The following is a 25,947-nucleotide window of genomic DNA, read 5'->3' on the forward strand; positions in this document are numbered from 1 at the left end:
GGGGCGATGCAACCCCTGAGAATCGTGTTGGTTTCGGGAGCGATTTCCCTGCTGCTGCCGCTTGGCGCATGCCGATCCCGGCTATCCCAGCGCGACGCTCCGGGAATGGACCGCCTCCTCAGCCACGTGCGATTCCTGGCCGCGCAAATCGGCCCCCGGCCCGCGGGAAGCGCGGCCGACCAAGCCGCGCAGGACTACATCCTCGAGCAGTTCCAGAAAGCCGGCCTCGAGGCCCGGCGGGAGAGCTTCGATCGGGTCTTCCTGCCTTCTGGAGCGCAAGTCGCCGTTTCCACCGCCAACCTGATCGGGATCCTGCCGGGGAGCGCTCCGGAGGCGATTCTGGTGGGGGCCCATCACGACAGCAGGAATCCCTCCTGCCCCGGCGCCGCCGACGACGCCTCCGGGGTGGCGGTGATGCTCGAGGCGGCCAGGATCTTCGCCTCCCGGCCCCACCGCCGCACCCTGGTGTTCGCCTCCTTCGGAGGCGAGGAGACCTTCGGGCTTCCCGGCTCGCGGCATTTCGTCGAAACCTGGCAAGGTCCGCCTCTCCAGAGGGCGATCACCCTCGACTTCGTCGGATCGGGGCGGATTTTCGTGGCTCCTTTTCCGGTCCCGCCGCAGCTCTGGGCGAACCGCATGCTGGCGCGGGCCGAGGGGCGCGCCAAGACGGGGCGCGTGTCGTTCGATCCGTGGCTCGCCATCGTGCCGCGGTTCATCACGATCCCGCATGCCGCCGATCACGAATCGTTCCTGGAGAAGGGGATTCCCGCGCTCAACCTGAGCTGCCAGTTCCCGAGCTGGATCTACCACACCTCCGAGGATCTCCCGCAACGCGTCGAAGGCGAGACGCTTCTCGCCGCCCGGGATCTGGTCGTCGAGATGGTGTCGGAGGCCGACGGGGGGGCGCTCCCGCCCGAACCCGAGGATCGCTTCCATGTTCCGCTCGCGCTCTTCGGGCGGCCATGGTTTCTCACGCGCGAAGCGCTTCTCGGCCTGCTCCTGGCTGCGGCGATCCTCGGGGCCGTCACTCTCGCACGCTTCCGGCGCGAAGTGACTTCTTTCGCGGCCCTCGGAGAGGGGTTTCGCGGCGTGCTGGTCTGCCTTCCTCTCGCCGCCCTGGCGGTCTCCGGCCCGTTTCTGATTGAAACCCTGCTCGGCGCCAGCCGCGGCCTGCAGCATCCTTGGTTCGCGCACCCTCGCCTGCACGTCGCGGGCGCCACCCTGGCGGGAGGGTTCACCCTGTGGCTCTCGCTGTTCCTGTCGCGCTTCCTGAGACCGACGACGCGGCCGGGCGCCTACCTCACGCCCGCGATCCTTCTCCTGGGAGCGATGGGCGGCTCCTTGGTCGTCGTGAATCGCCTCGATGCGTCCTGGCCTTTCGTTCTGGGGGCGGCGGTCATGCTCGCCGGAGCCTGGAGCCAGTTCGCCATCCGGCGCTTGGCGCTCGGATTGATGGGCGCGGCCGCCTTCCTTCCTTTCCTCTCGCCGACGACGTATCGGATGATCCTGGAGCTTTCGGGAATCCCCTTGCCGCCGCATGCGGCGGCGATCGGGGCCGGTATTCTCTTCTTCCCGTGGTTCCTCTTCCTCCAGCATCTCCTGTGCATGCCCGAAGCGCTCTACGCCCGGGCCGGCGGCCCTCTCTTCCGCCCCCTCACCGGGCTGATCCTGGCTTTGCTCGCTCTCGTCGCCGCCTCGGCGAACGCCATCCGTCCGTCGTACGACCGGAACCACCGCGCCTTGGTGGAGGTGGCCGAAACGGTCGACTTGCAGCGCCGCCGGGCGGAGGTCGCCCTCGCCTCCCTCGAGAGCCTGAGATCCGTGCGCCTCGAAGGGATCGGCAAGCTGCCCGACGCGCCGGCGGCCGATCGGATCGTCCCATTTCCGAAGCTTGATCTCCCCGGGCTCCAGGCGGACGTCGAGAGCTTCCCGGATGGGGAGCTGGCGATCCGGATCCATGGCTCGCCTCCGGGCGGCCCGCGGCGCGTGGCGCTGCGCATTCGAGGCGAGAAGGGGCTTCAAGAGGAGCGCGACGGAGGCTGGCGAGGGTTCGAAGAGGTGCGGCGCATCGTTTTCCCCGCAGGAAGGGAAGTGGACGAGACCTTTCGCCTGCGCCGGCAGGGCGCGCAGCACGTCGTTCTGGAGGCGGACCTCTCCTACGATTCGGACCTCCTGGGGCTCCGGCCCCAGGGACCGTTCCAGACCTTCCGCATCGAGGCGAGAGTCCATTATCTCAAACGACTCTCGTGACGGCGGATTTTGTTGCTATACTCGGCAAGGAAACGCATCAGTCTCAGGGGACGGCGGAGCAGCGATGCGCGCGGAAGAGGATGGCTCGGGAGGCCCGGCCCTGCCGCGACCGGACGAGGTTCTCGATACGGTCGGCTTCTTCTGTCCGATTCCGATTATCAAGACGGCGGCGCGGATGCGGGACATGCGCCGGGGGCAAATCCTCGAGGTTCTCTCGGACGATCGCGTCATCCTCGTGGACATGCCGTCGTGGTGCAAGTCGGCGGGCCACGAGTATCTCGGCGATTCGCAGCAGGCGGGAGAGATTCACCTGTTCGTGCGCAAAGTAGGCCGGCCGCGCCGGAGCGGGGAGCAGATCGACGATGGAAAGGAATGAAACGGCCCCAGCCCGGCCCGGGACGATCCGCGCCGTCGGCCTGATTTCCGGCGGACTGGATTCGACGCTGGCGGCGCGCGTCTTGATGGAACAGGGGATCGAGGTCCACGGCTTCAACTACGCCACCGGGTTTTGCAGCAACGATCAGCGAAGGGCCGTGGGCCGGCCCGGCGAAGCCCTGCACCGGCTGCGGAACGAGGCGCTGCGGGCGGGGGCCGATCTGGACATCGAGGTGCGTATCGTCCCGGTCGAGAAGGAATACTTCCAGATCGTCACCCATCCGAAGTTCGGCCATGGGGCCCACATGAATCCCTGCATCGACTGCCGCATCTTCATGCTGCGCAAGGCGCGGCAGGAGATGCTCGAGCTCGACGCTCATTTCGTGTTCACCGGCGAAGTGCTGGGCCAGCGTCCCATGTCGCAGCATCTCGCGGCTCTCCAGACGATCGAAAAGGAAGCGGGCCTCGAAGGTCTTCTCCTGCGCCCCCTTTCGGCCCAGCACCTTCCGGAGACGATCCCCGAAAGGCGCGGCTGGGTGGATCGCGCCCGGCTGCTTTCGATCTCCGGCCGATCCCGGCGTGGTCAGCTGGCGCTGGCGCAGACCTTTGAAATCGGGGAGTTCCCCCAGCCCTCGGGGGGATGCTGCTCGCTGACCGATGACACCTTCTCGCGGCGGCTCAAGGACGTCCTCTCCCACCAGGTGCCGTTCGAGCCCGGCACCGAGGACGCGGTGATTCTCAAGGTGGGCAGGCATTTCCGCGTCTCCCATGAGGTCAAGGTCGTGGTCGGGAGGGACGAAGCGGAGAACGTCTTCCTGGCGAAGCATCGGGCGGGGCGATGGTGGTTCGAAGTCCCCGACGCCGGCAGCCCCCTGGTGATCGTGCAAGGGGATCCCGATCCCGAGCTTCGCCGGCTGATCGCGGCGATCGCGGCGCGCTATTCTTCCCGGCGCGACGAGACGGAGATCGAAGTGACCGCCCGCCGCGACGATTTCGTCGAGCGACTGCGGGTCTCTCCGCCCGCGGACGAAGTCCTGGATCGATACCGGATCTGATCGGCTTCCGGCCTCATGATACAATCGGCCGGTTCCGAAGAGTCCTCCAGTGGGGCGTTAACTCAGCGGGAGAGTGCTATCCTCACACGGTAGAAGTCGCTGGTTCAAATCCAGCACGCCCCACCAGCCGCCCCTTTCCACCGCCCGCCGGTGATCCTTGATTGGGAAGAGAAACGGAAGGTCTTTCAGGCCGGCTCGATGCGGATCGTGGGCGCTCCGGCCGAGCGCCGGAACGCCCCGGGGTCGCCCTCGAAGCGGCCGACCCGGATCACCGGGCTGAAAGCGACCGGCTCCGCGCCGGGGCTGATGGGCGTGGGGCCAAAGAAGATCGCCAGCGCATTCCCCTCGGGCCAGTAGGCGATGTCGCCCACCTGCATCTCCACCCCCGCGCCTTCTTCCGGCGGAAGCGGGTGCATCGGAACCGACAGGTAGAATTCATCGCCCCACGTATTGAAGGAAGTCTCGAGAGGCAGGACCTCGGCCACGGCCCTTCCGGCGGGCGAGTCGAAGAGCTCGCCGCCGATCGCCTCGCTCCCGACCCGCAGGCGTATTCTCATCCGAGACCCAGGCTCGCCGCGATGGAGGCAAGGGCCCCCAGCACGAACTCGATGTGACGATCGAGATCCACTCCCAACGCCTCCGTCCCCTCGCGAATGTGCTCCCGGCTGACGCCCCGGGCGAACGCCTTGTCGTTGAGCTTTTTCTTCACCGAGCTCACGCGCACCTCCGAGAGCTTCTTTCCGGGCTGCACCAGCGCGCAGGCGGTCAGGAAGCCGCAGAGCTCGTCAACGGCGAAGAGCGTCTTTTCCATCGGGGTCTCGGGAACCACTCCGGTGTGCGGCGCGTGGGCCAGGATGGCGCGCAGGATCTCCTCCGGGTAGCCGAGCCGGCGAAGCAGATCGACTCCGAAGGCCGGATGCTCTTCGAGGGTGGGATGCTTCTCGTAATCGAAGTCGTGGAGCAGGCCGGCGATGCCCCAGAGCTCCGGGTCGGCCCCCGCGGCGCCGGCGTAGGCGCGCATGGCCGCCTCCACTGCCAGAGCGTGCTTCCGCAGCCCGTCGCCTTGGGTGTGCTCGCGAAGAAGATCCCACGCCTCGGCGCGCGTCGGGCGGTTAGGGATCATGCTCGCGAGATCCCGCGCGCGCTTGCGACTCTTGACTCCAGGCCCGCTGCTTCCATAGAATCGGTCTTCGTCCGGGCGGTTAGCTCAGCTGGGAGAGCGCTGCGTTCGCAACGCAGAGGTCGAGGGTTCGATCCCCTTACCGTCCACCAACCCCTTTCCTCACATCTCACGACCATCGTCACGACCATCGCGCGCCGGCGCCTGAAGCGGGAAAGCGTGCCGGCATGGGCGCAAACAGAATCGCGGCCAGTCCCAGAGGATCTGGCCGCGAGCTGGAAATCAGAACGGAGCGTGAGGCGCTTGGCGCCCTAAGGAGTCGGCTCCGAGGCGCTCACGTTTCTCGACTTCGTGTTGCACGCCTTGCCGCAGATGCGATTCGTGTGGCTGTCGCTCTGGGCGCCACCCAGGAGATCGCGGCAGCAGGTCTGGCAATCCTGCGTTTTCGGGAGGTTCTGGCATTCGATGATCGACTGCTCGAGCATCGGGGCCGGCGCGCTCGAGGAGAGATCGGCGCCCCCGGTTCTCGAGAAGGCGGGCGAGACGGTTCCCACTTTCGCGGAGAGCGTGCTGCCGAAGATCCCGAGCAGCGAGAGGGCCCGGTCACGGAGCAGCGGGGAAGCGGGATCCTGCGCAGCGAGAGAGATCCCGAGCTGGCCGAAGATGTCGGCGGCGTCCGCTTCGGTCATCGTCGAGGAAAGCTCCGGACGGATCTTGATCCCGGATCGTTGAAGAACCATGACGGCCGCTTCCTGGGTCAACGCGGGCTGGCTGGCATCCGGAATCTGCAGGCGGGAGGCGACGAGGACGGCGAAATCCCCGACGGTGATGGTGCGGGCGGCCGGAACGGGCATCGCCGCAAGAAAGCTCGCGGCCGCCAGGCCCAGGACGACCCGGACCAGAGTGAGTTGTGTCCTTCTATCCGATTTCCCGATACGGCTCATGAGTTGGTCTCCTGAGGAAAAAGGGAAGCGTCGGAAAAACCCTTCTTAATATATTGCGGATTACAAAACAGTCAACACAAAAAAGCGGCGCCGGACGGGCACTTTGACACAAACGAAAAAAGCGCACCCCGCCAAAGCACGAGGTGCGCTTTTTTGTAATTCGTCAGGCGAAATCTTAGGGCGTCGGCTCCTCGGGGCTGACGACCAGGTTCTTCTTCTGGCAGAGACGTCCGCAGGTCTTTCCGGTCAGGCCGAGCTGGTTCTTGCAGCAGTCCATGCAGGGGTTGCACACCGACTGCGGCCCTGAGCAAGGGGCCGGAGGCCGCGGCAGCGACTGGCAGTCGAACGGCGTCGTGTCCAGGGAGGCCGCGTTCAGCGTGGCTCCCGAGGTCTTGGAGGCGAACGAGGTCGTGCCCTTCTCTCCGGCCGCCGCGAGGTTGCTGCCGAAGATCTCGATGAGTCTGGTGGCCCGCTCGTGGTTGAGAATGTTCTCGGGATGTTCCGTCTGCAGCGAGATGCCGAGCTGCGCGAAGAGGTCGGCCGCGTCCTTCTCCGTGAGCCCGCTGTTCAGCTCGGAGCTGACCTTCAGTCCATGCTTGCGCAGGATGTCCGCGGCGACGCCGGGGGTCAGAGGTTTCGAGGTATCGCTCGAGTCGATTTTCGACGCGACCAGGACCGCGAAATCACCCACGGAAATCTGGCTGGTTGGAGCAGGTGAGCCAGCCAGAAGCGTGGTCAGCGCAAGAAGACTAACGAAGAAGCCGGCGAGCAAAATCCTTCTGCGTCCCATATAGAGTATCCCCCTCTTTGGCTGGATTGCCTGTCCGGGCAGGATAGTACGTTGATCCGGGAATGCCGTCAAGGGAGAAATGGCCTGCGATGGTCGTTTTTTGTCGGCGCGGTTCGGGGAGGCTCCTTCCTCGGCAATATAGCCTTCAAGCATGATTCTACCGAAGCAAAATCACCTTGACAACGAGCACTTTAGCCGTATCTAAAGAGTCTCTGACTTGCGCTTCGCCTGTTTTCCACAGTCTGACCGCACCTTCGATGAGGGGCCGGAGAGTCGCCTCGCAGAGAGGGCTTCCGGCGAAGGTGAACGTTGTGCGCTATTTCCCTGCCTATCTTCCGCGCCCCGAGCGCGGCCGAAGGCTATTGAGCCTGTTGATCTTAGCGGCAGCGTTGGGCTGCCTGCTGCCCCCTCCGTCCGCCTTGTCGGATTTTACTTTCTACGCAGATATCGTCTCCTCGGCCACCACCGACTGCGTCCCGACCAGCAGCGGCTGCACCGGCTCCTGCGCCGCTCCGACTTGCGGGAGCCAGGCCCAACCCTGTCACAAGATCCAGGACGCCATCAACATCGCGAACTGCACCATCGGCTCGAACAACGCCTTGCAGGCCGACGTCCTGGTCGCGGCGGGAACTTATCCCGAACGGCTCTACGTCTACCCCAATATCAACTTGATCGGAGCGGGCCGGGACGTCACGACCGTCGACGCCAAAGGGCTGAACCGCTCGGCGGTCATCCTCGCCGGCGGCGGCGCCGTGGGCTTCAACCGGCCGCGCCTCAACTTCTCGATCTCGGGCCTGCGGATCATCCACGGCAGCGGCGATCGCCTGACGCTCACCGACTCGGTCGGGAACCAGTACTTCAATATCGGCGGCGGGGGAGTCATTCTGTTCGGAGAGATCAACCTGCCCGGGTGGCCCCGCGTCACCAACTGCCGGATCGAGGACAACACCCTGGCGAACAACACGGGACTCCCCGCCCCCGACTGGAACGGGGCGGGAATCTACATCGCCCAGGGGCAGCCGGTCATCTCGGGCAACATCGTCCAGCGCAACACCACGACTCCTCCCGATCAAAGCGGCCAGGTATCCGCGCTGGGCTGGGGAGCGGGCATTTTCTCCCTGAACTTCGACTGCCGGCCGGTGATCACCCACAACATCATCCGCAACAACGTCACGGTGGCGCAGCAGGGGAGCGGCGCGGGCATGTTCATCGCCGCCGGCAACGGCACGGTGCTCAGCAACAACCTCATCGTCGCCAACTCAGCGAACATCCAGGGGGGAGGCATGTACCTCTACGCCTCCGGGACGTCGGCCTACGACAACGTCGTGATGGGGAACATCGGCGGAAGCGCCGGCGGGGGGCTCAGCACGGGAAGTCCCTTGGAGGATCTCAACCTGACGAACAACTCGATCGTCGGAAACGTGATGACGGTCCATACCGTGCCGAAGGGGGCCGTCTTCTCCGCCATCGGCGGCGGCGTCTACGCGAGCTTCATCCTCAGCCAGCAGGTCAGCCCGAAGAACCACCTCACCAACAACCTGATCGCCCAGAACGACGCGACCACCGCGGGGGGCGGCGGCGGGCTGTACAGCTTCAACGCCTTCGCGACCAACGACCATGGCGATTACTTCGGGGACCTCCCCAACGAGATCCGCGGCGACTACACCGACGCCGCGGTGATCGGGATCAACGGGAACATCGGCCTCAATCCGGTTTTCACCAATGCCCCCGTCTTTTGGGATCACACCAACGCGAACGGGACCTCCTCGACCGTCGTGGTCTTTGCTTCGACGCGCTATGCGGTCGGGAACCGGATCGAATACAACGACGACGGCGTGTCGCGGCAGATCACCGCGATCAACAACACCAGCAAGACCCTGACCTTCACCCCGGCGTTGTCGTACAAGGTCTGCAGCAACGCCCTGAACGCCTTGTGCACCGTCAACGCCGACTGTCTCTCTCCCGGAACGTGCGCCACCGCCACGACCCGCGCCAGCCGGATCCTGGCGAACTGGGGGAGCGGCACGAACGTGGCCGAGGATCTTCGCCTGACCTCCAGCTCTCCGCTGCGTGAGATGGGAACGAACGCCCCGGGGTTTGGAACCCTGCCCGCCGCCGATTACGACGATCTGCCGCGCCCGGCCGACGGCGATCTCAACGGCTCCTCCCTGAGCGACATGGGAGCCTTCGAGTTCCGCTACCCCGACACCGACGGCGACGGGTTCGTCGACCTCCAGGATTGCGCGCCCGGGGTCAACAGCGTCTGGACGGCGCCGGACCAGGTTCCGGACCCGCTGGCGATCTCGGCCAGCGGCGACCTCTCCTGGCCCCACGTTCCGCAGTCGAACGTCTACAACGTGTATGGAGGGACGCTCACCCTCCCCTTCGCGCCCAACCCGAGCTGCCTCGCCGCCGAGGTGCCCGCCTGGTCCTGGTCTTTGGCGGGGTCGGTGCCGGTGCCGGGCACCGCCTACTACTACCTGGTGGGCGGAAGGAACACTTGTGGCAGCGGCCCGATCCACGGCCCGCCGAGCCTCTACCCGTCCACCGTCTGCCCTCCGTCGGGAGCCGACGGCGACGGGGACGGAGCTCAGAACGTCAACGACAACTGTCCGGCGGTCTCCAACGCCAGCCAGCTGGACGGCGATCACGACACCGTCGGGACGGTCTGCGACAACTGTCCGTCCGTCTACAATCCCTCCCAGGCCGACGCGAACGGCAACGGTCTGGGGGACGCCTGCGATCCGTGAAGCCAGGGCGGCGGAGGAGAATCCGCTTGACTTCCAGCGCCTTCGGGGTATTTAAGTTACCCAGATCCCGGCCATTCTCGCTTTGAGGAAGAGCAAGGAGGGGGGATTTGCCGCGCCCACCGCGAAGTGTTCTCCGGAGAGTGGGGACTCCGGTTAGCCGGTTGATGAAGACGCTCCGCGGAGGCAGCTGGCTCGTCCTCTGCCTGCTCGCCGCCGGGGTGGTGTCCTTCCAGCCCCCTCCCGTCGCCGTGTCGAATTTCACCTACTACGTCGACGCCGCCTCCGCCGGCACGACCGACTGCACCCCCGGCGCGAGCGGTTGCACGGGATCCTGCGCCGTCCCCGCCTGCGGCTCCCAGGCAACTCCCTGCCACACGATTCAGGCCGCCGTCAACATCGCGAACTGCAACATCGGCTCGAACGCCGCCTTGGAGGCCGACGTCCTGGTCGCGGCCGGGACCTATCCCGAGCGGATCTTCGTCTACCCGAACATCCACGTGATCGGGGCCGGCCGGGACGTCACGACGATCGACGCCAAGGGGTTGAACCGCTCCGCGGTGATCTTAGCGGGCGGCGGAGCTTTGGGCTTCAACCGCCCACGCGAGCATTTCTCAATATCGGGAGTCCGGATCATCCATGGAAGCGGTGACCGTCTCACGCTCACCGACTCGGGCGGCAACCAATACTTCAACATGGCCGGCGGCGGCGTCCTGCTGTTCGGGGATGTCCTGACGCCGGGGTGGCCCCGGGTCATCGACTGCCGGATCGAGGACAACACGCTGGCGAATTCCGGCTTGGGCGCTCCCGACTGGAACGGGGCCGGAATCTACGTCGCCCAGGGGCAGCCGGTCATCTCCGGCAACCTCATCCAGCGCAACACGACGACGCCCCCCGATCAGTCGGGCCAGGTCGAAGCGCTGGGATGGGGAGCGGGCATCTTCTCCCTGAACTTCGACTGCCGGCCGGTGATCACCCACAACACCATTCGGAATAACGTCACCGTGGCGCAGCAGGGTAGCGGCGCGGGCATGTACATCGCGGGCGACAACGGCACGGTGCTGAGCAACAACCTGATCGTCGGCAACTCGGCCAACCTGGAAGGGGGCGGGATCTACCTCTATGCGAACAGCGCCTCCGCCTACAACAACGTGGTCATCGGGAACATCGGCGGAGGAGCGGGCGGCGGATTCAGCACCGGCGCCCCCTTGAGCGAAGTCACCATCACGAACAACACCATCGTGGGGAACGTCCTGACGGTCCACACCGTCCCGAAAGGCGCGACCTTCTCGTCCATCGGCGGCGGAATCTACTCCAGCTTCATCCTCAGCCAGCAAGCCGATCCCAACAGCCACCTCACGAACAATCTCATCGCCCAGAACGACGCGACGACCCTGGGCGGGGGGGCGGGACTTTACAGCTTCAATTCTTTCGCCACGAACGACCACAATGACTTCTTCAACGACCGCCCCAACGAGATCCGCGGCGACTACACCGATGCCCAGGTCATCGGCACGAACGGGAACGTCTCGGTGAATCCGGTCTTCACGAACGCTCCGACCTTCTGGGACCACACCAGCGCCCTGGGCACCTCGACCACCGCGATCGTCTTCGACTCGACGCGCTACGCCGTCGGCAACCGGATCGAGTACAACGACGACGGGGTTTCGCGGCAGATCACCGCCATCAACAACACCAGCAAGACCCTCACGTTCACGCCCGCCCTGGCGTACAAGGTCTGCAGCAACGCGATCAACGCCTCCTGCAACGTGAACGGCGACTGCCTTTCTCCCGGCACCTGCAACACCGCGGTCACCCAGACGAACCGGATCCTGGCCAACTGGGGAAGCAACACCGACGTGAGCGAGAACCTGCGCCTTACCTCCTCGTCGCCCCTGCGCGACGCCGGCACCAACGCGCCGCTGTTCGGGACGACGCCGACGACCGACTACGACGATCTGCCCCGGCCGACCGACGGCGACCTGAACGGATCGTCCTTGAACGACATCGGCGCCTTCGAGTTCCGGTTCGGCGACTCCGACGGCGACGGCGTGCCCGACAGCGTCGATTGCTCCCCCTTGTCGAACAGCGCCTGGGCGCTCCCCGATCAGGTCCCGTCGCCTCTGCAGATCAACGCGAGCCAGGTGCTCTCCTGGCCGAGGATCCCCCAGTCGAACGTCTACAACGTCTACTCCGGACTGATCCAGAACCCCTTCAACTACGGCGCCGCCTGCTTCGCCGCCGAGGTGCCCGGCCTCTCCACCTCGATCAATCTCCCCCCCAGTCCCGCCTCCGGAGTCGGCTTCTATTACCTGGTGGGGGGGGTCAACGGCTGCGGCAACGGACCGATCCATCTGCTGCCCACGGTGAATCCCGCGCCCGCGTGCGCGGCCCAGAACCACGACACCGATGGAGACACCGTCTTGGATCTCAACGACAACTGTCCGGCGCTGGCGAACCCCGGCCAGGAGGATCCCGAGCACGACACCGTCGGCACCGCCTGCGACAATTGCCCGGCGCTGTACAATCCGGCGCAGACCGACGTCAACGCCAACAGCCTCGGGGACGATTGCGAGGACGCCGACGGCGACACCTACGTCCTCACGCTCGACTGCAACGACAACAACCCCGCCATCCACCCCGGGGCCGCGGAGGTGTGCAACGGCCTCGACGACAACTGCGCCAACGGCGTCGACGAGGGCGCCGACGCGCTGTGCGCCGACTCCAACTCGTGCGATCAGGATTCGTGCGGCGGCGCCGCGGGCTGCGTGCACACGCCGGTCGCCGACGGCTCGCCGTGCACGGACGCCAACGCCTGCACCCAGACCGACTCGTGCCAGACGGGAGTCTGTCTGGGCGCCAACCCGGTGATCTGCCCGACGGCCGACGCCTGCCACGATCCGGGGGTCTGCGACACCGGCACGGGGGTCTGCTCGGCGGCCACGCCGAAGCCCGAAGGCTTCCCTTGCGAGGATGGGAACAACTGCACGGTCGGCGACAGCTGTCTTTCGGGAATCTGCCAGGCGGGCGCGGCCCGGGACGGCGACTCCGACACCCATCCCGATCCGCTGTGCGGCGGGGACGATTGCAACGACGCGAACGGGCTCGTCTGGCACGTCCCGGCGGAAGTCACGAACCTGACTCTCAGCCAGGCGAGCCCGGCCAATCCGACGTGGGATTCCCAGGCGGTCGCGGCGGGCAGCGAAACGACTTACGATCTCGTCAGCGGGTCGCTCTCGACGCTCAGCGGCATCAGCTTCCCGCCGGCCACCTGCTTGCAGTCAGCCGATCCGGCGACCAGCTACAGCGACGGCCGCCCCAATCCCGCCTCCGGAACCGGCTACTGGTATCTGTCGCGGGCGCGGAATTCCTGCGGCGTGGCCACCTACGGGAGCGCCGCCCGGGACGCCGAAATCCCCAACTGCCCCTGAGCCGCGCCTTCCCCGGGCGCCGCTCCGAACCTACGAGCTGACCCCGCGCCCCGCCTTTTCCGCCGTCTCCGATCCGACCTGGCCGAGCTTCCAGTCCAGCCTGTCGAGCTTGGAGCGCGCCTCCTCGAGGTTCTTCGCGGCGTTGATCAGGTGCTTCGCGAGCAGCTCGAACGATTCCCGGAACCCCTCCAGATCGCCCTTGAGCGCGAGCAGCGCCGAGAGAACGCGGCGGGCCCCTTCTTCGACGCGCATGCCCCTGAGCCCCATGTGGAGCGTCGAGAGATAAAGGGAGAAGGTGTTGGGCGAGACGGGGAAGACCCGCCGGGCCAGGGTCTCCTGCCACAGATCCTGAGCCTCGCCGGAATCGGCGCCGGCCACGAAAGCCTCGTAATAGACGTTCTCCGCCGGGACGTACATCAGCGCCAGATCGAGCGTCCCCTCAGCGGTGCGGATGTACCTCTCGGCGATGTGCCGGCCGTGGCGCCTTACGTCGTCCCGGAACGCCCGGCGGGCGCGGCGCAGCTCCTCGTCCCCCTGGGCGGACAGGATCTTCTGGAAATTCTCCAGCGGAAATTTCGCGTCGACCGGAACAAGCCCGCCCGGCAGGCGGATGGCCGCGTCGACCCTCTCGCCCCCGGCGAACGCATGCTGCAGCGAGAAATCGCCCGCCGGAAGCACGTTCCCGAGAAGGTTCTCGAGGAGCTGCTCGCCGAAGCCGCCGCGCAGCTTGGGCGCCCTCAGGATGTCCTGGAGCCGCCGGAGATCGCGCCCCATCTCGGAGAGGTGCTGAATCTGCTGATCGAGCTGGGCGAGCTTCTCTTGCAGCGAGCCAACCTTCTCGCCCACAGTGCGGGAATGCTGGCCGACCTGCGCCGTCACGCTCATCTGGGAGGATTGCACAAGATCGGTGAGGGCCTTGGTCCCCGCCTGGAGCTGCGATCCCGTCTCACGCGTGATCTGGTGACCCGTCTCCTGCAGGCTGCGGACCAGATCGGTGACCTGATGCTGGAGCTGCAGGAGCGCCTGCGTCCATCCCGCTTCCGCCGCCGCGCCGGGCCGCTTCCGGAAAAGCAGCACGACGACGGAGAGAAAGACCGCCGCGACGACGAGCGCCAGGAGCGCGATGATGAGAATCGATTCGGATGGCATGAGGCGGGTTCCCCGTGGCGGACGTCGCGGGGAGTGTAGAGGCGGGATCGCGGCCTGTCAAGACACGTGAAGGACGGCGAACTTCAGGTATGAGGTCTCCGGAACGCCCGGAAGAACCGGATGATCGGGCGACTGGCCCGCCACCGAGACGAGGCGGGCCGTCCTCCCCGAGTCGGCCACCGCCTCCCGGATCAACGACAGGAAATCGGCGAGCGACAGGTGATAGGAGCACGAGGACGTCAGCAGGCACCCGCCCGCTTCGAGGATCTTCAGCGCCCGGAGGTTGATCTCCTTGTAGCCTCGGCACGCCGCCTCGAGGTTGCGGGCCGACTTGGTGAACGCCGGCGGATCCAGGACGACGATGCCGAACCGGCGGCCCTCGCGATCGAGGGCGTGAAGCCGATCGAACGCGTTCGCCTCTTCAAACTCGCACCGCTCCCCGAAGCCGTTCAGGGCGGCGTGCTCCGCCGCCCGGGCGACGCACAAGGCGGAGATGTCCACTCCCAGCAGCGAGCGCGCGCCGCCCCGGAGCGCGTAAAGCCCGAACCCGCCCGTATTGCAGAAAGCGTCGAGGACCGTCCGGCCGGCGGCCAGCGGAAGAAGCGCCCGGCGGTTCAGCCGCTGATCGAGATACAGGCCGGTCTTCTGGGCCTCGGCCAGCCTCACGTGGAACTCGAGGCCGTCCAGCCGGACCGGTATCGCCGCGGGGACCTCTCCGGCGACCGGCCCGCCCGCCGGCGGCAGGCCTTCGTGCGCCCGGCTGCTGAGATCTCCCCTCTCATAGATGCCGGCCGGATTCAGCCGATCCCGGAGGACGGTCAGCAGGAGGGCGCGGTGCCGATCCATCCCCAACGTTCCGATCTGCACGCAAAGGTAGGCGCCATACCGATCCACTACCAACCCCGGAAGGAGATCGGCTTCGCCGTAGATCAGGCGCAGCGCCGTCTCGCCCGGAAAGACGCGCTCCCGATAAGCCAGGGCCTCGTCGATGCGCCGCTCGAAGAAGGCGCGGTCGATCCCTTCCTCCGGCTCCCGCGTCAGCAGCCGGACGGTGATCGTCGAGGCCGGATTGTAGGTTCCGCGCCCCAGGAACCGCCGCCGGTGATCGCGCACGTCGACGACCTCTCCGGGCGCGGCGCCCTCGTCCACCGAGGCGATCTCGCTCGCGTAGACCCAGAGGTGCCCTCCCTTCAGCCGGCGATCTTTTCCTTTCCCGAGAACCACCGAGGCCATGCCGTTCCCCGCGCCGAAGCGTTTCTTGACCCGAAGCGAGACGCGAGGCTATCATCCGCTCCGCTTCGACGCCAACTGATTTCCGCTCATCGCTTCGAGCGATTGGTCTTCGCCTCGAACGATTCGCCAAAGGAGGGAGCCATGTCGACGAACCCTGGGACGTTCCGCCGCCTGCTCGCCGCCGCCGGTCTGGCGGCGCTTTCGCTCTTGCCGCTCCTGGCCGCCGGGGCCCCGGCGACGCGGCCGGCCCATCCGGGCGCTCTGGTGGATTTGCAAGGGACCCAAGGCGCCTTGAAGGCTTACCTGGTGAAGCCCGCGGGGAAGGGGCCCTTCCCGGGAATCGTCGTCATCCAGGAATGGTGGGGCTTGAACGATCAGATCAAGGGGGTCGCCGATCGTCTCGCGGCGCAGGGATATGCGGCGATCGCCCCCGACCTCTATCATGGGGCCGCCACGGCCGATCCCGAGAAAGCCCACGAGCTCATGCGGGGTCTCGATGAGAAGGTGGCGCTCGCCGATTTGGGGGCGGCGATCGATTTCCTCCGCTCCCTGCCCGAGGTGGGAAAAGGAAGGATCGGGTCGATCGGGTTCTGCATGGGCGGCGGCCTCTCCCTCCAGCTGGCGCTTCATCGCCCGGACCTCGCCGGCACCGTGATGTTCTACGGCCAGCCGGAAACCGACCCTGCTCTCCTGAAGGGGGCGGCCTGCCCGATTCTCGGATTGTTCGGGGAGGAGGATCAAGGGATCCCGCGTGAGAAGATCGAGGCGATGAAGAAGGGGCTCGACGAAGCGGGGAAAGGGGCCGAGGTGAAGATCTATCCCAAGGCCGGGCACGCCTTCTTCAACGAGACGCGCCCCTCCTACTCGCCCGACGCGGCCGCCGACGCCTGGAAGCGCACGCTCGCCTTCTTTCAGTCCCGGCTGAAGGGATGAAGTGAGCGCTTTCTCCGGATGGCGGCCGGCGTTCGATCTCCACCCCGGCGCCGTCTACCTGAACGCGGCGAGCGAAGGCCCCCTGCCGCGCGTGGCGCGCCAGGCCTTGCTCGCCGTCCTCGATCGCAAGGTCGACCCCTTCCGGCTCGGCGGCGAGGAGTATTTCCAGATCCCGCAGCGCGCCCGCGAGTGGTGCGCGCGGCTCGCCGGCTGCCAGGCCGACGAGATCGTCCTGACGACGGGAGCGGGAGCGGGCATCAACCTGGCGGCGGCCGGACTGCCTCTCGAGGCGGGGGACGAGGTCCTGCTCCTCAAGGGCGATTTCCCGGCCCTCTTGAATCCCTTTCTACACGCCCGCGGGCGCGGGATCGTCCCGATCGAGGTCGCTCCCGCGACCAAGTTCCCCGCCGTCTCCGACTTCGAGCGCGCCGTCACTCCCCGGACCCGCGTCCTGGCGCTCAGCCACGTGCACCCCGCCAGCGGCTTTCGGAACGATCTCACCGCGCTCGGGGGCTTCTGCCGCGAGCGCGGTCTGTGGTTCGTAGTGGACGCGGCCCATTCCGCCGGCGTGCTTCCCCTGCGATTTCAGGAGGAGCCGATCGACATCCTGGCGGCCCCGGGGCACAAGTGGCTCCTCGGCTTCACGGGGACCGGGTTCGCCGCCATCCGCGCCTCGGTCATGGAGCGGATGAGGCCCCCCGCCGTGGGATGGATGGGATCGCTGAGCAACGCCGCGCAGTTCATCTCCATCCCGCCGTTCGATCTGACGCTGTTCCGCGGCGGGCGGAAATTCGAGGTCGGGACCACGCCCTATCTGCAGCTGGCGGCCTGGAACGCCGCGCTGCAGCTGCTCGCCGAAATAGGGCCCGAGGCGCTCGAGCGGCATGTCCTGTCGCTGCTCGAGCCGCTGCGCGACTACCTCCGGAACTCTCCTTACAAGACGATCTCTTCCGACGAGCCGGCCTGCCGGTCGGGAATTCTCTCCTTCACGGGAAAGTTCCCGGCGAAGCTCCTGCGCCTCTTGAACGAGCGCCGGATCTTTCCGGCGTTGCGCGCGGGGGCGCTGCGCGTCTCGCCGCATCTCTACAACACCGCGGAAGACATCGACCGGCTGATCGAGGCGCTCCGCGAGCTGGAGAGCGCCAAGCTGGAAGGGGAGCGGAAAGGGGAGAACCTCTAGATTTCGGAGGGAAGATCGATGCCGTGACGCCGCGCCGCCTCCAGCGCCTCCGGATAGCCGGCGTCGGCATGGCGCATCACCCCGGTCCCGGGATCGGTGGTGAGCACCCGCTCGAGCCGGCGCGCCGCCTCGGGACTCCCGTCCGCCACGACGACCATCCCGGCGTGCAGCGAATAGCCCATTCCCACCCCGCCGCCGTGATGCACCGAGACCCAGCTCGCCCCCGACACGGCGTTCAGCAGGGCGTTCAGGATCGGCCAGTCGGCGATCGCGTCCGACCCGTCCTTCATCCCCTCGGTCTCCCGGTTCGGCGAGGCGACCGATCCCGAATCGAGATGGTCCCGGCCGATCACGACCGGCGCCGAGATCTCCCCGCGGGCCACGAGATCGTTGATCGCCAGCCCGAACTTGGCCCGCTCGCCGTACCCGAGCCAGCAGATCCGGGCGGGGAGTCCCTGGAACTGAATCCGCTCTCCGGCCAGCCGGATCCAACGGCCCAGCGCCGCGTCACCGGGGAAGAGCTCGAGAATCGCCCGGTCGGTGCGCCGGATGTCCCGCGGATCGCCGGAGAGAGCCACCCATCGAAAAGGCCCCTTGCCCTCGCAGAAGAGAGGGCGTATGTAGGCGGGGACGAAGCCGGGGAAGCCGAAGGCGTCCTCGACCCCGCCTTCGCGGGCGGCCTGACGGATGTTGTTGCCGTAGTCGAAGGTGACCGCTCCGGCGCGCATCAGGTCGAGCATGCCGCGGACGTGCGCCGCCACGGATTCTTTCGCCCGCTTCTGGTATTCGGCCGGATGCGCCGCCCGCAGCGCCAGGGCCTCCGCGAGCGGCATCCCGTGGGGCACGTAGCCGTTCAGGAGATCGTGGGCCGAAGTCTGGTCCGTGAGAAGGTCGGGGATCACCTTCTCCCGGGCGAACCGTGGGATGAGATCGGCGGCGTTGCCGTGCAGGGCGATCGACCGAGGGCGCTGGTCGCGCAACGCCTGGCGCGCCTTGTCGACCGCTTCCTCGAAGCTCTTCGCCTCCTCGTCGCAGTAGCCGGTCGCCAGGCGCCGCCGGACGCGCTCCGGATCGACCTCCACGGCGATCAGGACGCCTTCGTTCATCGTGGCGGCCAGCGGCTGGGCCCCGCCCATCCCCCCGAGTCCGGCCGTCAGGATCAGTCGCCCTTTCAGGCTTCCGCCGAAATGCCGGCGCGCGGCCGCCGCGAACGTCTCGTACGTCCCTTGGAGAATGCCCTGCGTGCCGATGTAGATCCAGGAGCCGGCGGTCATCTGGCCGTACATCGTGAGCCCCATCCTCTCGTACTCGCGGAAATGCTCCCAGTCGGCCCAGGCGGGAACCAGCATCGAATTGCTGATCAGGACCCGAGGCGCCTCCTCCTGGGTGCGGAAGACCCCGACCGGCTTGCCCGACTGGATCAACAGCGTCTCGTCCGATCCGAGCCGCTTGAGCGTCTCCACGATCCGGTGGTAGGCCTGCCAGTTGCGCGCCGCCTTGCCGGTGCCGCCGTAGACCACCAGGTCGGCCGGCCGCTCGGCCACCTCGGGATCGAGGTTGTTCATGAGCATCCGCATCGCCGCTTCCTGGACCCACCCGCGGCAGGTCCGCGCGGCGCCTCGCGGAGCCCGAATCGTCGTCTGAGGTCTCGGCTCGGTCATGACACCCTCCGCGCGGGGCGGCCCCGGGAGCTCATCGCAAGGAGCCGGTCGTCCGCTCGACCGCCTCGCGGAGCCGGCCGGAACGCATCAGCCCCACCATGCTCTCGATGTCCTTCGATAATACCCGGTCTTCCTCGACCCGCGGGACGACCCGCCGCACCGCTCGCTTCCCGGCCTCCAGGGCCGGAGAGCTCTTCAAAGGCGCGAGGAAGTCGAGGCCCTGGCAGGCCGCGAGGATCTCGATGGCCAGGACGCGCTCCGCATTCTCCAGCACCTGATGCGCCTTGCGCGCCGCCCAGGCCCCCATGCTCACGTGATCCTCCTGCGAGGCCGACGTCGGGATCGAGTCGACGCTGGCGGGGTGGGCGAGGCCCTTGTTCTCCGAGACCAGCGCCGCGGCGGTGACCTGCGCGATCATGAAACCCGAATGCAGCCCCGGATCGGGGGTGAGGAAGGCGGGAAGGCCGCTGAGATCGGGATTGGTCAGCCGCTCGATGCGCCGCTCGGAAATCCCGGCCACCTCCGCCACGGCGATCGCGAAGTAGTCCAGGGCGATCGCCACCGGCTCCCCATGGAAGTTCCCGGCGGAGAGCAGCTCCCCGGCTTCGGGGAAGAGCAGGGGATTGTCGGTGACGGCGTTCGCCTCCCGCTCCAGCACGTCCCGCACGTGCGACAGGGCGTCGCGCGCCGCGCCGTGGACCTGGGGCATGCAGCGCAGGGCGTAGCTGTCCTGCACCCTGCCGCAATCGGCGTGGGAGGTCTCGATCTCGCTGTGCGCGAGCAAGGCGCGCAGGTTCGACGCGGAGGCCGCCTGGCCCGGATGGGGGCGCAGCCGCTCGATCCGGGCGTCGAAGGCCCGCCGCGAGCCCCGCAGGGCCTCCAGCGAGAGCGCCCCCGCCAAGTCGGCGTGCACCAGGAGGCTTTCGGCGCGCAGCAGCGCCAGGATCCCGAGGGCGGTCATCATCTGCGTCCCGTTGATCAAAGAGAGCCCTTCCTTCGCCTGGAGCCGCAGCGGGCGGAGGCGCGCGCTCCGCAGAGCGGCGGCCGCCGCCACCCGGCGCCCCGATTTCACGACTTCCCCCTCCCCGAGCATCGGCAGGACGAGGTGGGCGAGGGGCGCGAGGTCGCCGCTGGCGCCGACCGAGCCCTGCGACGGGATGACCGGCAGGAGGTCCCGGTTGAGCATCGCCAGCAGCAGGTCGACGACGCGCGGCCGGACTCCCGAATGCCCGCGGGCCAGGACGTTGGCGCGCAGCAGCATGACCGCCCGGGTCTGAGCGGCGGAGAGAGGCGCGCCGACTCCCGCGCAATGACTCCTTATCAGGTTGGCCTGCAGCGCCTCCAGCTGGTCGTCGCGTATCCGGACGTCCTTCAAGCGCCCGAAGCCGGTGTTGACCCCGTAGATCTGCTCGTCACTTCCGACCAGCCGCTCGATGACGCCCCGGCTGCGCTCCATCCGGCGGCGGGCGGCGGGCGAGAGGGCGACCCGGGCGCCGCCCGAGGCGACGCTTCCGACTTCGGAAAGCGTCAGGGATTTCCCGTCGATCTGGATGGTGCGGCGGCGCATGGTCTTCATTTCCGGGGGAGTTTAGTCGTTGTCCCGGCGGAGTGTAAAGCGCCCGCCGGGCGGGTGCGGGCGCCGGTTGAAGGCGCCGTTCGGGCTCTGCTAAGATCCGACGCCCAAGAGATGCCGCAGAAAACATCGAGCCTGCCATCGACCCTGGGAAAACGGATCCTCGAGAAAGACAGGTGAAGGCCATGCCGTGTGTCGTCGTCGTGGGCGGACAGTGGGGCGACGAGGGCAAGGGGAAAATCGTCGATCGGCTCACCGAGCGGGTCCACGTCGTGGTCCGTTATCAGGGGGGGCCCAACGCCGGGCACACCGTGGTGGTCGGCGGAAAGCGCTTCGCGCTGCGCCACCTCCCCTCGGGAATCCTCCGGCCCGAGGTCCTGTCGGTGGTCGGCAACGGGGTGGTCCTCGACCCCGCGTCGCTGCTGGAGGAGATCCGCGAGATGCGGGAAGCGGGAATCCGGGTCGACGACAACCTGCGCATCAGCGATCGGGCCCACGTCATTCTCCCCGAGCACCGCACGCTCGACGCCGAGAGCGAGGACGCGATGGGAGAGGCGAGAATCGGCACGACGCGGCGCGGCATCGGCCCGGCTTACGAGAGCAAGGTGGCGCGCCTCGGCATCCGCGCCGGCGACCTGCTGAACGCCACGCTCCTTCGCGCCAAGCTGGAAGCCTATCACGCGGCGCGATTCGCGCCTCTCTCGCGATCGGCCGCGCCTTCCGATCCCGCGAAAGTGCTCGACGATTATCTCGAATACGGAGCGACGCTGGAAGCTTTCCTCACCGACGCCACCGACCTTCTCCATCGCCAGCTCGACGCCGAGAAGAGCATCCTTTTCGAGGGGGCCCAGGGCACCTTGCTCGATCTCGATCACGGCACCTACCCGTTCGTGACCTCGTCGTCGTCGACGGCGGGCGGCGCCTGCACCGGCTCCGGAATCGGGCCGGCGCACATCACCGGCGTGCTCGGGGTCTTCAAAGCCTATTCGAGCCGCGTCGGCTCCGGCCCCTTTCCGACGGAGCAGAAGGGAGAGGTGGGAGAGCGCATCCGGCAGCGCGGCCGCGAGTACGGGACGGTGACCGGCCGGCCGCGGCGCTGCGGCTGGTTCGACGCCGTCCTGGCCCGCTATGCGGTCCGGGTGAACTCGATGAAGGCCGCGGCGCTCACCCTCTGCGACGTGCTGGACGACTTCGACAGCATCCTCGTGGCCGTGGCCCACGAGCACCACGGCGAGAGAATGCCGAGCGTCGCAACCGACGCCGAGACGCTCGAACGCTGCCAGCCGGTGTACGAAGTGCTTCCCGGGTGGAAGCAGCCGATCGGGGACGCCAAGAGCTTCGAGGAGCTGCCGCACCAGTGCCGCGCCTACATCGACCGCCTCGAGCAGCTGATCGGCTGCGAGATCGCGCTCGTCTCCGTCGGGCCGGAACGGGAGAAAACGCTGCACCGCGCCGGGAACCGCGTGGAGCAGTGGCTCCCGCCGGGCGGCGCGGCGTCCTGAAGGACTCCGTCAATCCCGTTTGTGAACGACGATCTTCCTGCCTTCGACGATTTCGACTTTCGGCATGCACCAGCACCCCGGTCCGACGACGTGCTGGTCCTTCTGCCTCGAGTAGACGTGCACCACAGGCTTCGGCTTCTCGGGGGGCTTGGCCGCCTGGGGCGCCGCGGCCGCAGGCGGTGCCGGCTTGGATGCGGCAGCCGCGGGAGCCTGGGGAGCGGCGGCTCCTTGAGTCGCGGCGGGCGGCTGAGCGGCGGCCGAGGCCGGAGGCGGCGCCGGCTTCGAGGCGGTCGGAGCCTGGGAAGCGGCCGGGGTTTGAGCGGGGGCGGGGGGTTGCGGCGCGCTTGCCACGGGCGGAGTACCGGCGTTTGGGTTTGCCACCGGCGGTTGAGCCGAGGCGCCAGCGGGGGCCGAACTCGGCGATGCGGCCGGGGCCGGAGTCGCAGCAGGACTCTCGGCCGGCCCGGGGCTTTGGCTCGGTTTCTCGTCGGGTGCGGCGGGTTGGGGCGGTCCGGCCGGAGTCTTTTCGTCGCTCATTCAGCCCTCGGGAGTTCGAAAAGTCCCGCGCATTCTAAACGAATCCGCCGGGTCTTGCAGCCTAGGATTTCACGGGAATCGTGGCTTCTTTCGTCGGTCGGGGGCTCTGCTATAATCGCCCCCCTCTTTCGTTCCACGACATGATGGGCCGTTAGCTCAGTCGGTAGAGCGTCTGCCTTTTAAGCAGAGGGTCGCTGGTTCGAGTCCAGCACGGCTCACCATTCATTATACTGCATTTAGAGGACTTACGGCGTTCCGCCCGGTCGGTCCGGTTTCCCGTTATGCGCGTTATGAGCAATATTGTGGGCGCCATTGTGACCCATGAGGGAGCCCATGGAAAAGTTCGAAGAGATGGCAAAGGAAAAACTCGGAGAGATCGCGAAGGCTCTACAGCAAACCGCGAAAGAGAAGCCTCCTGATTTCGTCTCGTGGAGGACCTTTCTGGAATCCAGTCCGCCAGGCAGCAGCAGCCTCATAGGCGATCTTCTCGTCCCCAGACGCTACCAAGGATCTGAGAGCTATCAGCTCTGGCTTCCCGACCTCCTGCTCCATTGCCCTTCACAGGTTTGCAACGGCGAGCGCATTTTTTCAGGCACGACGAGCTCGGTCTTCATTAGCGATTGGGAGCCGCGGTTCCTCAGTTACGTTTGCAAGAACTGCGGAGGAACAAACAGGCTTTACGCTGTTTTTATGCGTCAGAAGATGGGCAAGATTGGCGAAGCGATCAAGGTAGGGGAGTGGCCGCCATTCGGTCCGAGGGTCCCAAACCGCGTTCTGGATCTTCTTGGAGACGATAGGCAGCTTTTTCTTAAGGGCCGCGGCGCTGAAAATCTCGGGCTGGGCATCGGCGCTTTCGCCTACTATAGGCGCGTAGTCGAGAACCAGAAGAACCGCATTCTCGATCAGGTCATCCAGGTGGCAAGTCGCATGAACGCTTCCTCAGAGATCATTTCCGGTCTCCAGAAAGCGAAGACGGGCTGGCAGTTCTCGAAGTCCCTTTCCGAGGTTAACCTGCAGCTTCCCGAGCAGCTGATGGTCCGTGGTCAGAACCCCTTGCTCCTGCTTCACGGTGCCTTGAGTCGCGGATTGCATGAACAGACGGACGAAGAGTGCCTCGGGCTCGCAACCAGCATCCGAGTCATGCTAACCGCTCTCGCCGAAAGGATCGGACAGGCCCTCGCCGACGAGGAAGAGGTAAGGCAGGCGGTTGCGAATCTTCTCGAAGCTGGACGTCCCGAAAAGAAAGAGCCAGGGGAGGCCATCGTGGATCCTAAGAGACTCCCCGCCGACTCATGAACGTTCGGCGCCGGCCTGATTACGATCGGGGCCCGCTCCGTGGTGTAAGCTTCACCGAGATCGCCCGCCCCGCCGGATAGCTACCGGGGCCGGTACTCCGACCGGCCAGGGGCGGGTGAGACTTCCCCCGGAGACCTCGCGCGGAGGCGAGGATGCCAGCCAGACGAAAGACTCCCACCTCGAGGAAGGTCCGTGTCCCCGTAGTCACCGGCTGGGAAGAGCCGTTGACAGAGAGCGAGCGCCTCCTCCTTCATTCGAAAAACTTCATCGCTGGGGATCGCAGCACTGTCCCGCCCGAGTGGTGGCGCGAGGTCTGGTCGCATCAACTGCAACCGGAAGAGTGGCTCCTCCGATTCGCGAACACAAAGGTTACCTGGGAGAATTGGAGGGAGATGGGCGTTCCGCCTGGCGATCAACGGCTCACGCTGGAAAACTGGGGCCTCCCGCTAGGAGAAGGAACTCCAAAACGGAAATCTCTTTCGATCGCTGGGCTAGAGGTGGTGGAACTCGAGAAGCAACGAGATCCTCGCTTGTTACTCAGATTTGAGGAGATGCGCGAGTGCACTCGCAGGATCCTTAAACGCTCCATCGAAGGTGGAACATCGGATCCATGCTTTACCCCGAACACCGATCGTCCAGATTTTGTTGTCGCAAAAAGGGAGCCGGCGGGCCGCTTCGGGCTCGGCCCTTCTCCATCTTTCACCCTGGCTGCTTCGCGAAGCTCTCGGATTGACACCATGGACATTCAAGATCGGCATTGGAATGCGCTTCGCCTCCTGGTTGCCGTCCTGAAGGGAGAAGCCGATCCAGTCTTTCCGCAAGGTGCGAAAATACCTCGGTGGTCGCTGCATCTTTGCGAAGCACGCTCCTGCGGTTCCTTCTTCTTCTCCTCGCGCGTTCACGCAAAAACCTGCTCCCATGCCTGCCGAAGCTCTCTGTCCAGGAAGCGCGTGACGGATAAACGGGAAAAGTAGGACTAACCGTCACATTCCGGCCATTTTCTAGTAATTCCTGATTCAAAAAGCGACGTGAATTTGGTTGAATCACGTCGTGGATATGAAGACGCGGGAACTTGGCCGAATGATCGCAGGACGTCGAGTCCATCTCGGGCTCAGGCAATCCGAGGTTGCCAGGCGGGCGGGAACCTCCGCGGCTTATCTGAGCCGCGTTGAGCGTGGCATCGCCAGGCCAAGCGAGGCTCTCGCTCTTCGCATTCTGGACGCTCTCGGAATAGCAATCATCTCGTCTGGGAAGAGCTCCTGATGGGCACCCCTTCGCCCGCCCGTACCGAACCAGAAACCCTTCGAATAATCGAAGTCATTCAGGCAGCTGCAAGGCCCGAGTCGCTCGCAATTCCCAAGGCGATCAGCGCCAGGACGCTCGCCGACCGTCTCGACATCTCTTTGAGCTGGGTACGCGGCTGGCACGCGGCCGGGTTGCTTCCCGGGATCGTACTTCGCGCGGAGTCAGGGCGGGGAAGGGGCCGACTTCTCTTTCTAGAGGCAGACGTCGTCCGGTTCCTCCAGGAGCGCGGAATCGCCGCGCAGAGCGAAGAGGTGGCCGAATGAGCGCAGCGCTCCTTTCGGTCGATTGGTGGCTGCGATCCCTTTCTCTCTGGAGTGTCCGACGCGAAAAAAGAAACCTGGAGCAGTCGATACCTTCCATCAGGCTGACTCAGTCTGTCTCTCAGCGTCTCGATGATCTCGTAATTGCCATCGAAACCCTTGAGCGCCTGCGATGAACGTCGATTCCGCCCTCTCCTATGCCAAGCGCTCCTGGCCAGTGTTCCCCCTCCACAAGCCAGTCTCGGGCGGATGCTCTTGCTCTAACCCCGAGTGTCAGAACGTCGGGAAACATCCGCGCACCTTGCACGGCCTGAACGACGCCACGGTAGAGGAAAAACAGATCCGCGCCTGGTGGACGAAGTGGCCTGACGCGAACATCGCGATCGCGATCCCCGCCGGGTTTGTGGCTGTAGACGTGGACGGCGACGAAGGTGACAAGGCTCTCCAGGATGCCGGCCACGAGCTACCGAGGACTGTGACCTCCCGGACTGGACGGGGGAGGCATCTGCTATTCCGAACAGGAGAGCCGGTCGCTCCGAAAGTCGGAGTCCTTCCCCACGTCGATCTCCGTGGGCCAGGGTCCTACATCGTGGCGCCCCCCTCGCG

General features: G+C 66.4%; 18 protein-coding genes and 3 tRNA genes. 13 read left to right on the forward strand and 8 right to left on the reverse strand.

Annotated elements, in window-relative coordinates; all coding sequences use genetic code 11:
- The first annotated feature begins 6 nt into the window (after nt 1-6).
- The 4 genes from VGR67_01670 (at nt 7) to VGR67_01685 (ending at nt 3,806) form a co-directional block, all read left to right on the forward strand.
- Complete coding sequence (locus tag VGR67_01670) at nt 7-2,250, forward strand: M28 family peptidase (GenBank protein ID HEV8335112.1); 2,244 nt, start codon at nt 7-9, stop codon at nt 2,248-2,250.
- 64 nt (nt 2,251-2,314) lie between these two features.
- Nucleotides 2,315-2,626, forward strand: a complete 312-nt coding sequence (locus VGR67_01675; protein ID HEV8335113.1) for a sulfurtransferase TusA family protein — start codon at nt 2,315-2,317, stop codon at nt 2,624-2,626.
- Complete coding sequence (locus VGR67_01680) at nt 2,613-3,680, forward strand: thiamine biosynthesis protein (protein HEV8335114.1); 1,068 nt, start codon at nt 2,613-2,615, stop codon at nt 3,678-3,680. The genes VGR67_01675 and VGR67_01680 overlap by 14 nt, the downstream gene beginning before the upstream one ends.
- Before the next feature lie 51 nt (nt 3,681-3,731).
- Nucleotides 3,732-3,806, forward strand: a tRNA-Val gene (locus VGR67_01685).
- A 59-nt stretch (nt 3,807-3,865) separates the two neighbouring features.
- Here VGR67_01685 and VGR67_01690 read toward each other — a convergent pair.
- Together VGR67_01690 and VGR67_01695 are read right to left on the reverse strand one after the other, a co-directional pair.
- A complete protein-coding gene (locus tag VGR67_01690) occupies nt 3,866-4,237 on the reverse strand; it encodes a cyclophilin-like fold protein (protein ID HEV8335115.1) in 372 nt (123 codons plus the stop codon).
- Nucleotides 4,234-4,803, reverse strand: coding sequence for an HDIG domain-containing protein (locus VGR67_01695; protein HEV8335116.1), 570 nt, complete (start codon nt 4,801-4,803; stop codon nt 4,234-4,236). Before VGR67_01695 ends, VGR67_01690 begins: the two co-directional genes overlap by 4 nt.
- A 73-nt stretch (nt 4,804-4,876) precedes the next feature.
- Here VGR67_01695 and VGR67_01700 point away from each other — a divergent pair.
- A tRNA-Ala gene (locus VGR67_01700) sits at nt 4,877-4,952 on the forward strand.
- A 159-nt stretch (nt 4,953-5,111) separates the two neighbouring features.
- Here the strand turns inward: VGR67_01700 and VGR67_01705 are convergent.
- Complete coding sequence (locus VGR67_01705) at nt 5,112-5,744, reverse strand: hypothetical protein (protein ID HEV8335117.1); 633 nt, start codon at nt 5,742-5,744, stop codon at nt 5,112-5,114.
- Between the two features lie 175 nt (nt 5,745-5,919).
- A complete protein-coding gene (locus VGR67_01710; GenBank protein ID HEV8335118.1) occupies nt 5,920-6,534 on the reverse strand; it encodes a hypothetical protein in 615 nt (204 codons plus the stop codon).
- A gap of 371 nt (nt 6,535-6,905) precedes the next feature.
- Between VGR67_01710 and VGR67_01715 the strand changes: the two genes are divergently transcribed.
- Together VGR67_01715 and VGR67_01720 are read left to right on the forward strand one after the other, a co-directional pair.
- Nucleotides 6,906-9,284 carry a thrombospondin type 3 repeat-containing protein gene (locus tag VGR67_01715; GenBank protein ID HEV8335119.1) on the forward strand — a complete coding sequence of 793 codons (2,379 nt, stop codon included), beginning with the start codon at nt 6,906-6,908 and terminating at the stop codon, nt 9,282-9,284.
- A gap of 164 nt (nt 9,285-9,448) precedes the next feature.
- Nucleotides 9,449-12,712 (forward strand): putative metal-binding motif-containing protein, encoded by a 3,264-nt coding sequence (locus VGR67_01720; protein ID HEV8335120.1) that lies wholly within the window; start codon nt 9,449-9,451, stop codon nt 12,710-12,712.
- A 30-nt stretch (nt 12,713-12,742) separates the two neighbouring features.
- On the opposite strand, the gene VGR67_01725 is transcribed toward VGR67_01720, so the two are convergent.
- Both VGR67_01725 and VGR67_01730 read right to left on the reverse strand, forming a co-directional pair.
- The gene (locus VGR67_01725; protein HEV8335121.1) at nt 12,743-13,861 is read right to left on the reverse strand and encodes a DNA recombination protein RmuC; all 1,119 of its coding nucleotides are present in this window, start codon (nt 13,859-13,861) and stop codon (nt 12,743-12,745) included.
- Nucleotides 13,862-13,918: 57 nt separating this feature from the next.
- Nucleotides 13,919-15,094, reverse strand: coding sequence for a class I SAM-dependent rRNA methyltransferase (locus tag VGR67_01730; protein HEV8335122.1), 1,176 nt, complete (start codon nt 15,092-15,094; stop codon nt 13,919-13,921).
- 141 nt (nt 15,095-15,235) lie between these two features.
- Here VGR67_01730 and VGR67_01735 point away from each other — a divergent pair, with 141 nt between their 5' ends.
- Entirely contained in the window at nt 15,236-16,027 is a 792-nt protein-coding gene (locus VGR67_01735; protein HEV8335123.1) for a dienelactone hydrolase family protein, read from the forward strand.
- A gap of 1 nt (nt 16,028) precedes the next feature.
- On the forward strand, nt 16,029-17,207 hold the full coding sequence (locus tag VGR67_01740; GenBank protein ID HEV8335124.1) for an aminotransferase class V-fold PLP-dependent enzyme: 1,179 nt from the start codon (nt 16,029-16,031) through the stop codon (nt 17,205-17,207).
- Here VGR67_01740 and hutU read toward each other — a convergent pair.
- Together hutU and hutH are read right to left on the reverse strand one after the other, a co-directional pair.
- A complete protein-coding gene (gene hutU, locus VGR67_01745) occupies nt 17,204-18,868 on the reverse strand; it encodes a urocanate hydratase (GenBank protein HEV8335125.1) in 1,665 nt (554 codons plus the stop codon). The two genes, VGR67_01740 and hutU, sit on opposite strands and share 4 nt — an antisense overlap.
- Nucleotides 18,869-18,899: 31 nt before the next feature.
- Entirely contained in the window at nt 18,900-20,435 is a 1,536-nt protein-coding gene (hutH, locus tag VGR67_01750; GenBank protein HEV8335126.1) for a histidine ammonia-lyase, read from the reverse strand.
- A gap of 191 nt (nt 20,436-20,626) precedes the next feature.
- On the opposite strand from hutH, the gene VGR67_01755 reads away from it, so the two are divergent.
- The 4 genes from VGR67_01755 (at nt 20,627) to VGR67_01770 (ending at nt 25,344) form a co-directional block, all read left to right on the forward strand.
- Nucleotides 20,627-21,943 carry an adenylosuccinate synthase gene (locus VGR67_01755; protein HEV8335127.1) on the forward strand — a complete coding sequence of 439 codons (1,317 nt, stop codon included), beginning with the start codon at nt 20,627-20,629 and terminating at the stop codon, nt 21,941-21,943.
- 682 nt (nt 21,944-22,625) lie between these two features.
- A tRNA-Lys gene (locus VGR67_01760) sits at nt 22,626-22,701 on the forward strand.
- 112 nt (nt 22,702-22,813) lie between these two features.
- A complete protein-coding gene (locus tag VGR67_01765) occupies nt 22,814-23,776 on the forward strand; it encodes a hypothetical protein (protein ID HEV8335128.1) in 963 nt (320 codons plus the stop codon).
- A 1,262-nt stretch (nt 23,777-25,038) separates the two neighbouring features.
- Nucleotides 25,039-25,344, forward strand: coding sequence for a hypothetical protein (locus VGR67_01770; protein HEV8335129.1), 306 nt, complete (start codon nt 25,039-25,041; stop codon nt 25,342-25,344).
- Nucleotides 25,345-25,947: the final 603 nt, after the last annotated feature.

It is taken from the genome of Candidatus Polarisedimenticolia bacterium (genome assembly GCA_036004685.1).
Taxonomy (GTDB): Bacteria; Acidobacteriota; Polarisedimenticolia; order Gp22-AA2; family AA152; genus DASYRE01.

Coding starts and splice junctions, on each gene's coding strand:
- VGR67_01765 (HEV8335128.1), top strand. CDS start 22,814: ATGGAAAAGTTCGAAGAGATGGCAAAGGAAAAACTCGGAGAGATCGCG.
- VGR67_01725 (HEV8335121.1), bottom strand. CDS start 13,861: ATGCCATCCGAATCGATTCTCATCATCGCGCTCCTGGCGCTCGTCGTC.
- VGR67_01690 (HEV8335115.1), bottom strand. CDS start 4,237: ATGAGAATACGCCTGCGGGTCGGGAGCGAGGCGATCGGCGGCGAGCTC.
- VGR67_01705 (HEV8335117.1), bottom strand. CDS start 5,744: ATGAGCCGTATCGGGAAATCGGATAGAAGGACACAACTCACTCTGGTC.
- VGR67_01735 (HEV8335123.1), top strand. CDS start 15,236: ATGTCGACGAACCCTGGGACGTTCCGCCGCCTGCTCGCCGCCGCCGGT.
- hutH (HEV8335126.1), bottom strand. CDS start 20,435: ATGCGCCGCCGCACCATCCAGATCGACGGGAAATCCCTGACGCTTTCC.
- VGR67_01670 (HEV8335112.1), top strand. CDS start 7: ATGCAACCCCTGAGAATCGTGTTGGTTTCGGGAGCGATTTCCCTGCTG.
- VGR67_01675 (HEV8335113.1), top strand. CDS start 2,315: ATGCGCGCGGAAGAGGATGGCTCGGGAGGCCCGGCCCTGCCGCGACCG.
- VGR67_01730 (HEV8335122.1), bottom strand. CDS start 15,094: ATGGCCTCGGTGGTTCTCGGGAAAGGAAAAGATCGCCGGCTGAAGGGA.
- VGR67_01770 (HEV8335129.1), top strand. CDS start 25,039: ATGGGCACCCCTTCGCCCGCCCGTACCGAACCAGAAACCCTTCGAATA.
- VGR67_01755 (HEV8335127.1), top strand. CDS start 20,627: ATGCCGTGTGTCGTCGTCGTGGGCGGACAGTGGGGCGACGAGGGCAAG.
- VGR67_01720 (HEV8335120.1), top strand. CDS start 9,449: ATGAAGACGCTCCGCGGAGGCAGCTGGCTCGTCCTCTGCCTGCTCGCC.
- VGR67_01695 (HEV8335116.1), bottom strand. CDS start 4,803: ATGATCCCTAACCGCCCGACGCGCGCCGAGGCGTGGGATCTTCTTCGC.
- VGR67_01710 (HEV8335118.1), bottom strand. CDS start 6,534: ATGGGACGCAGAAGGATTTTGCTCGCCGGCTTCTTCGTTAGTCTTCTT.
- hutU (HEV8335125.1), bottom strand. CDS start 18,868: ATGACCGAGCCGAGACCTCAGACGACGATTCGGGCTCCGCGAGGCGCC.
- VGR67_01680 (HEV8335114.1), top strand. CDS start 2,613: ATGGAAAGGAATGAAACGGCCCCAGCCCGGCCCGGGACGATCCGCGCC.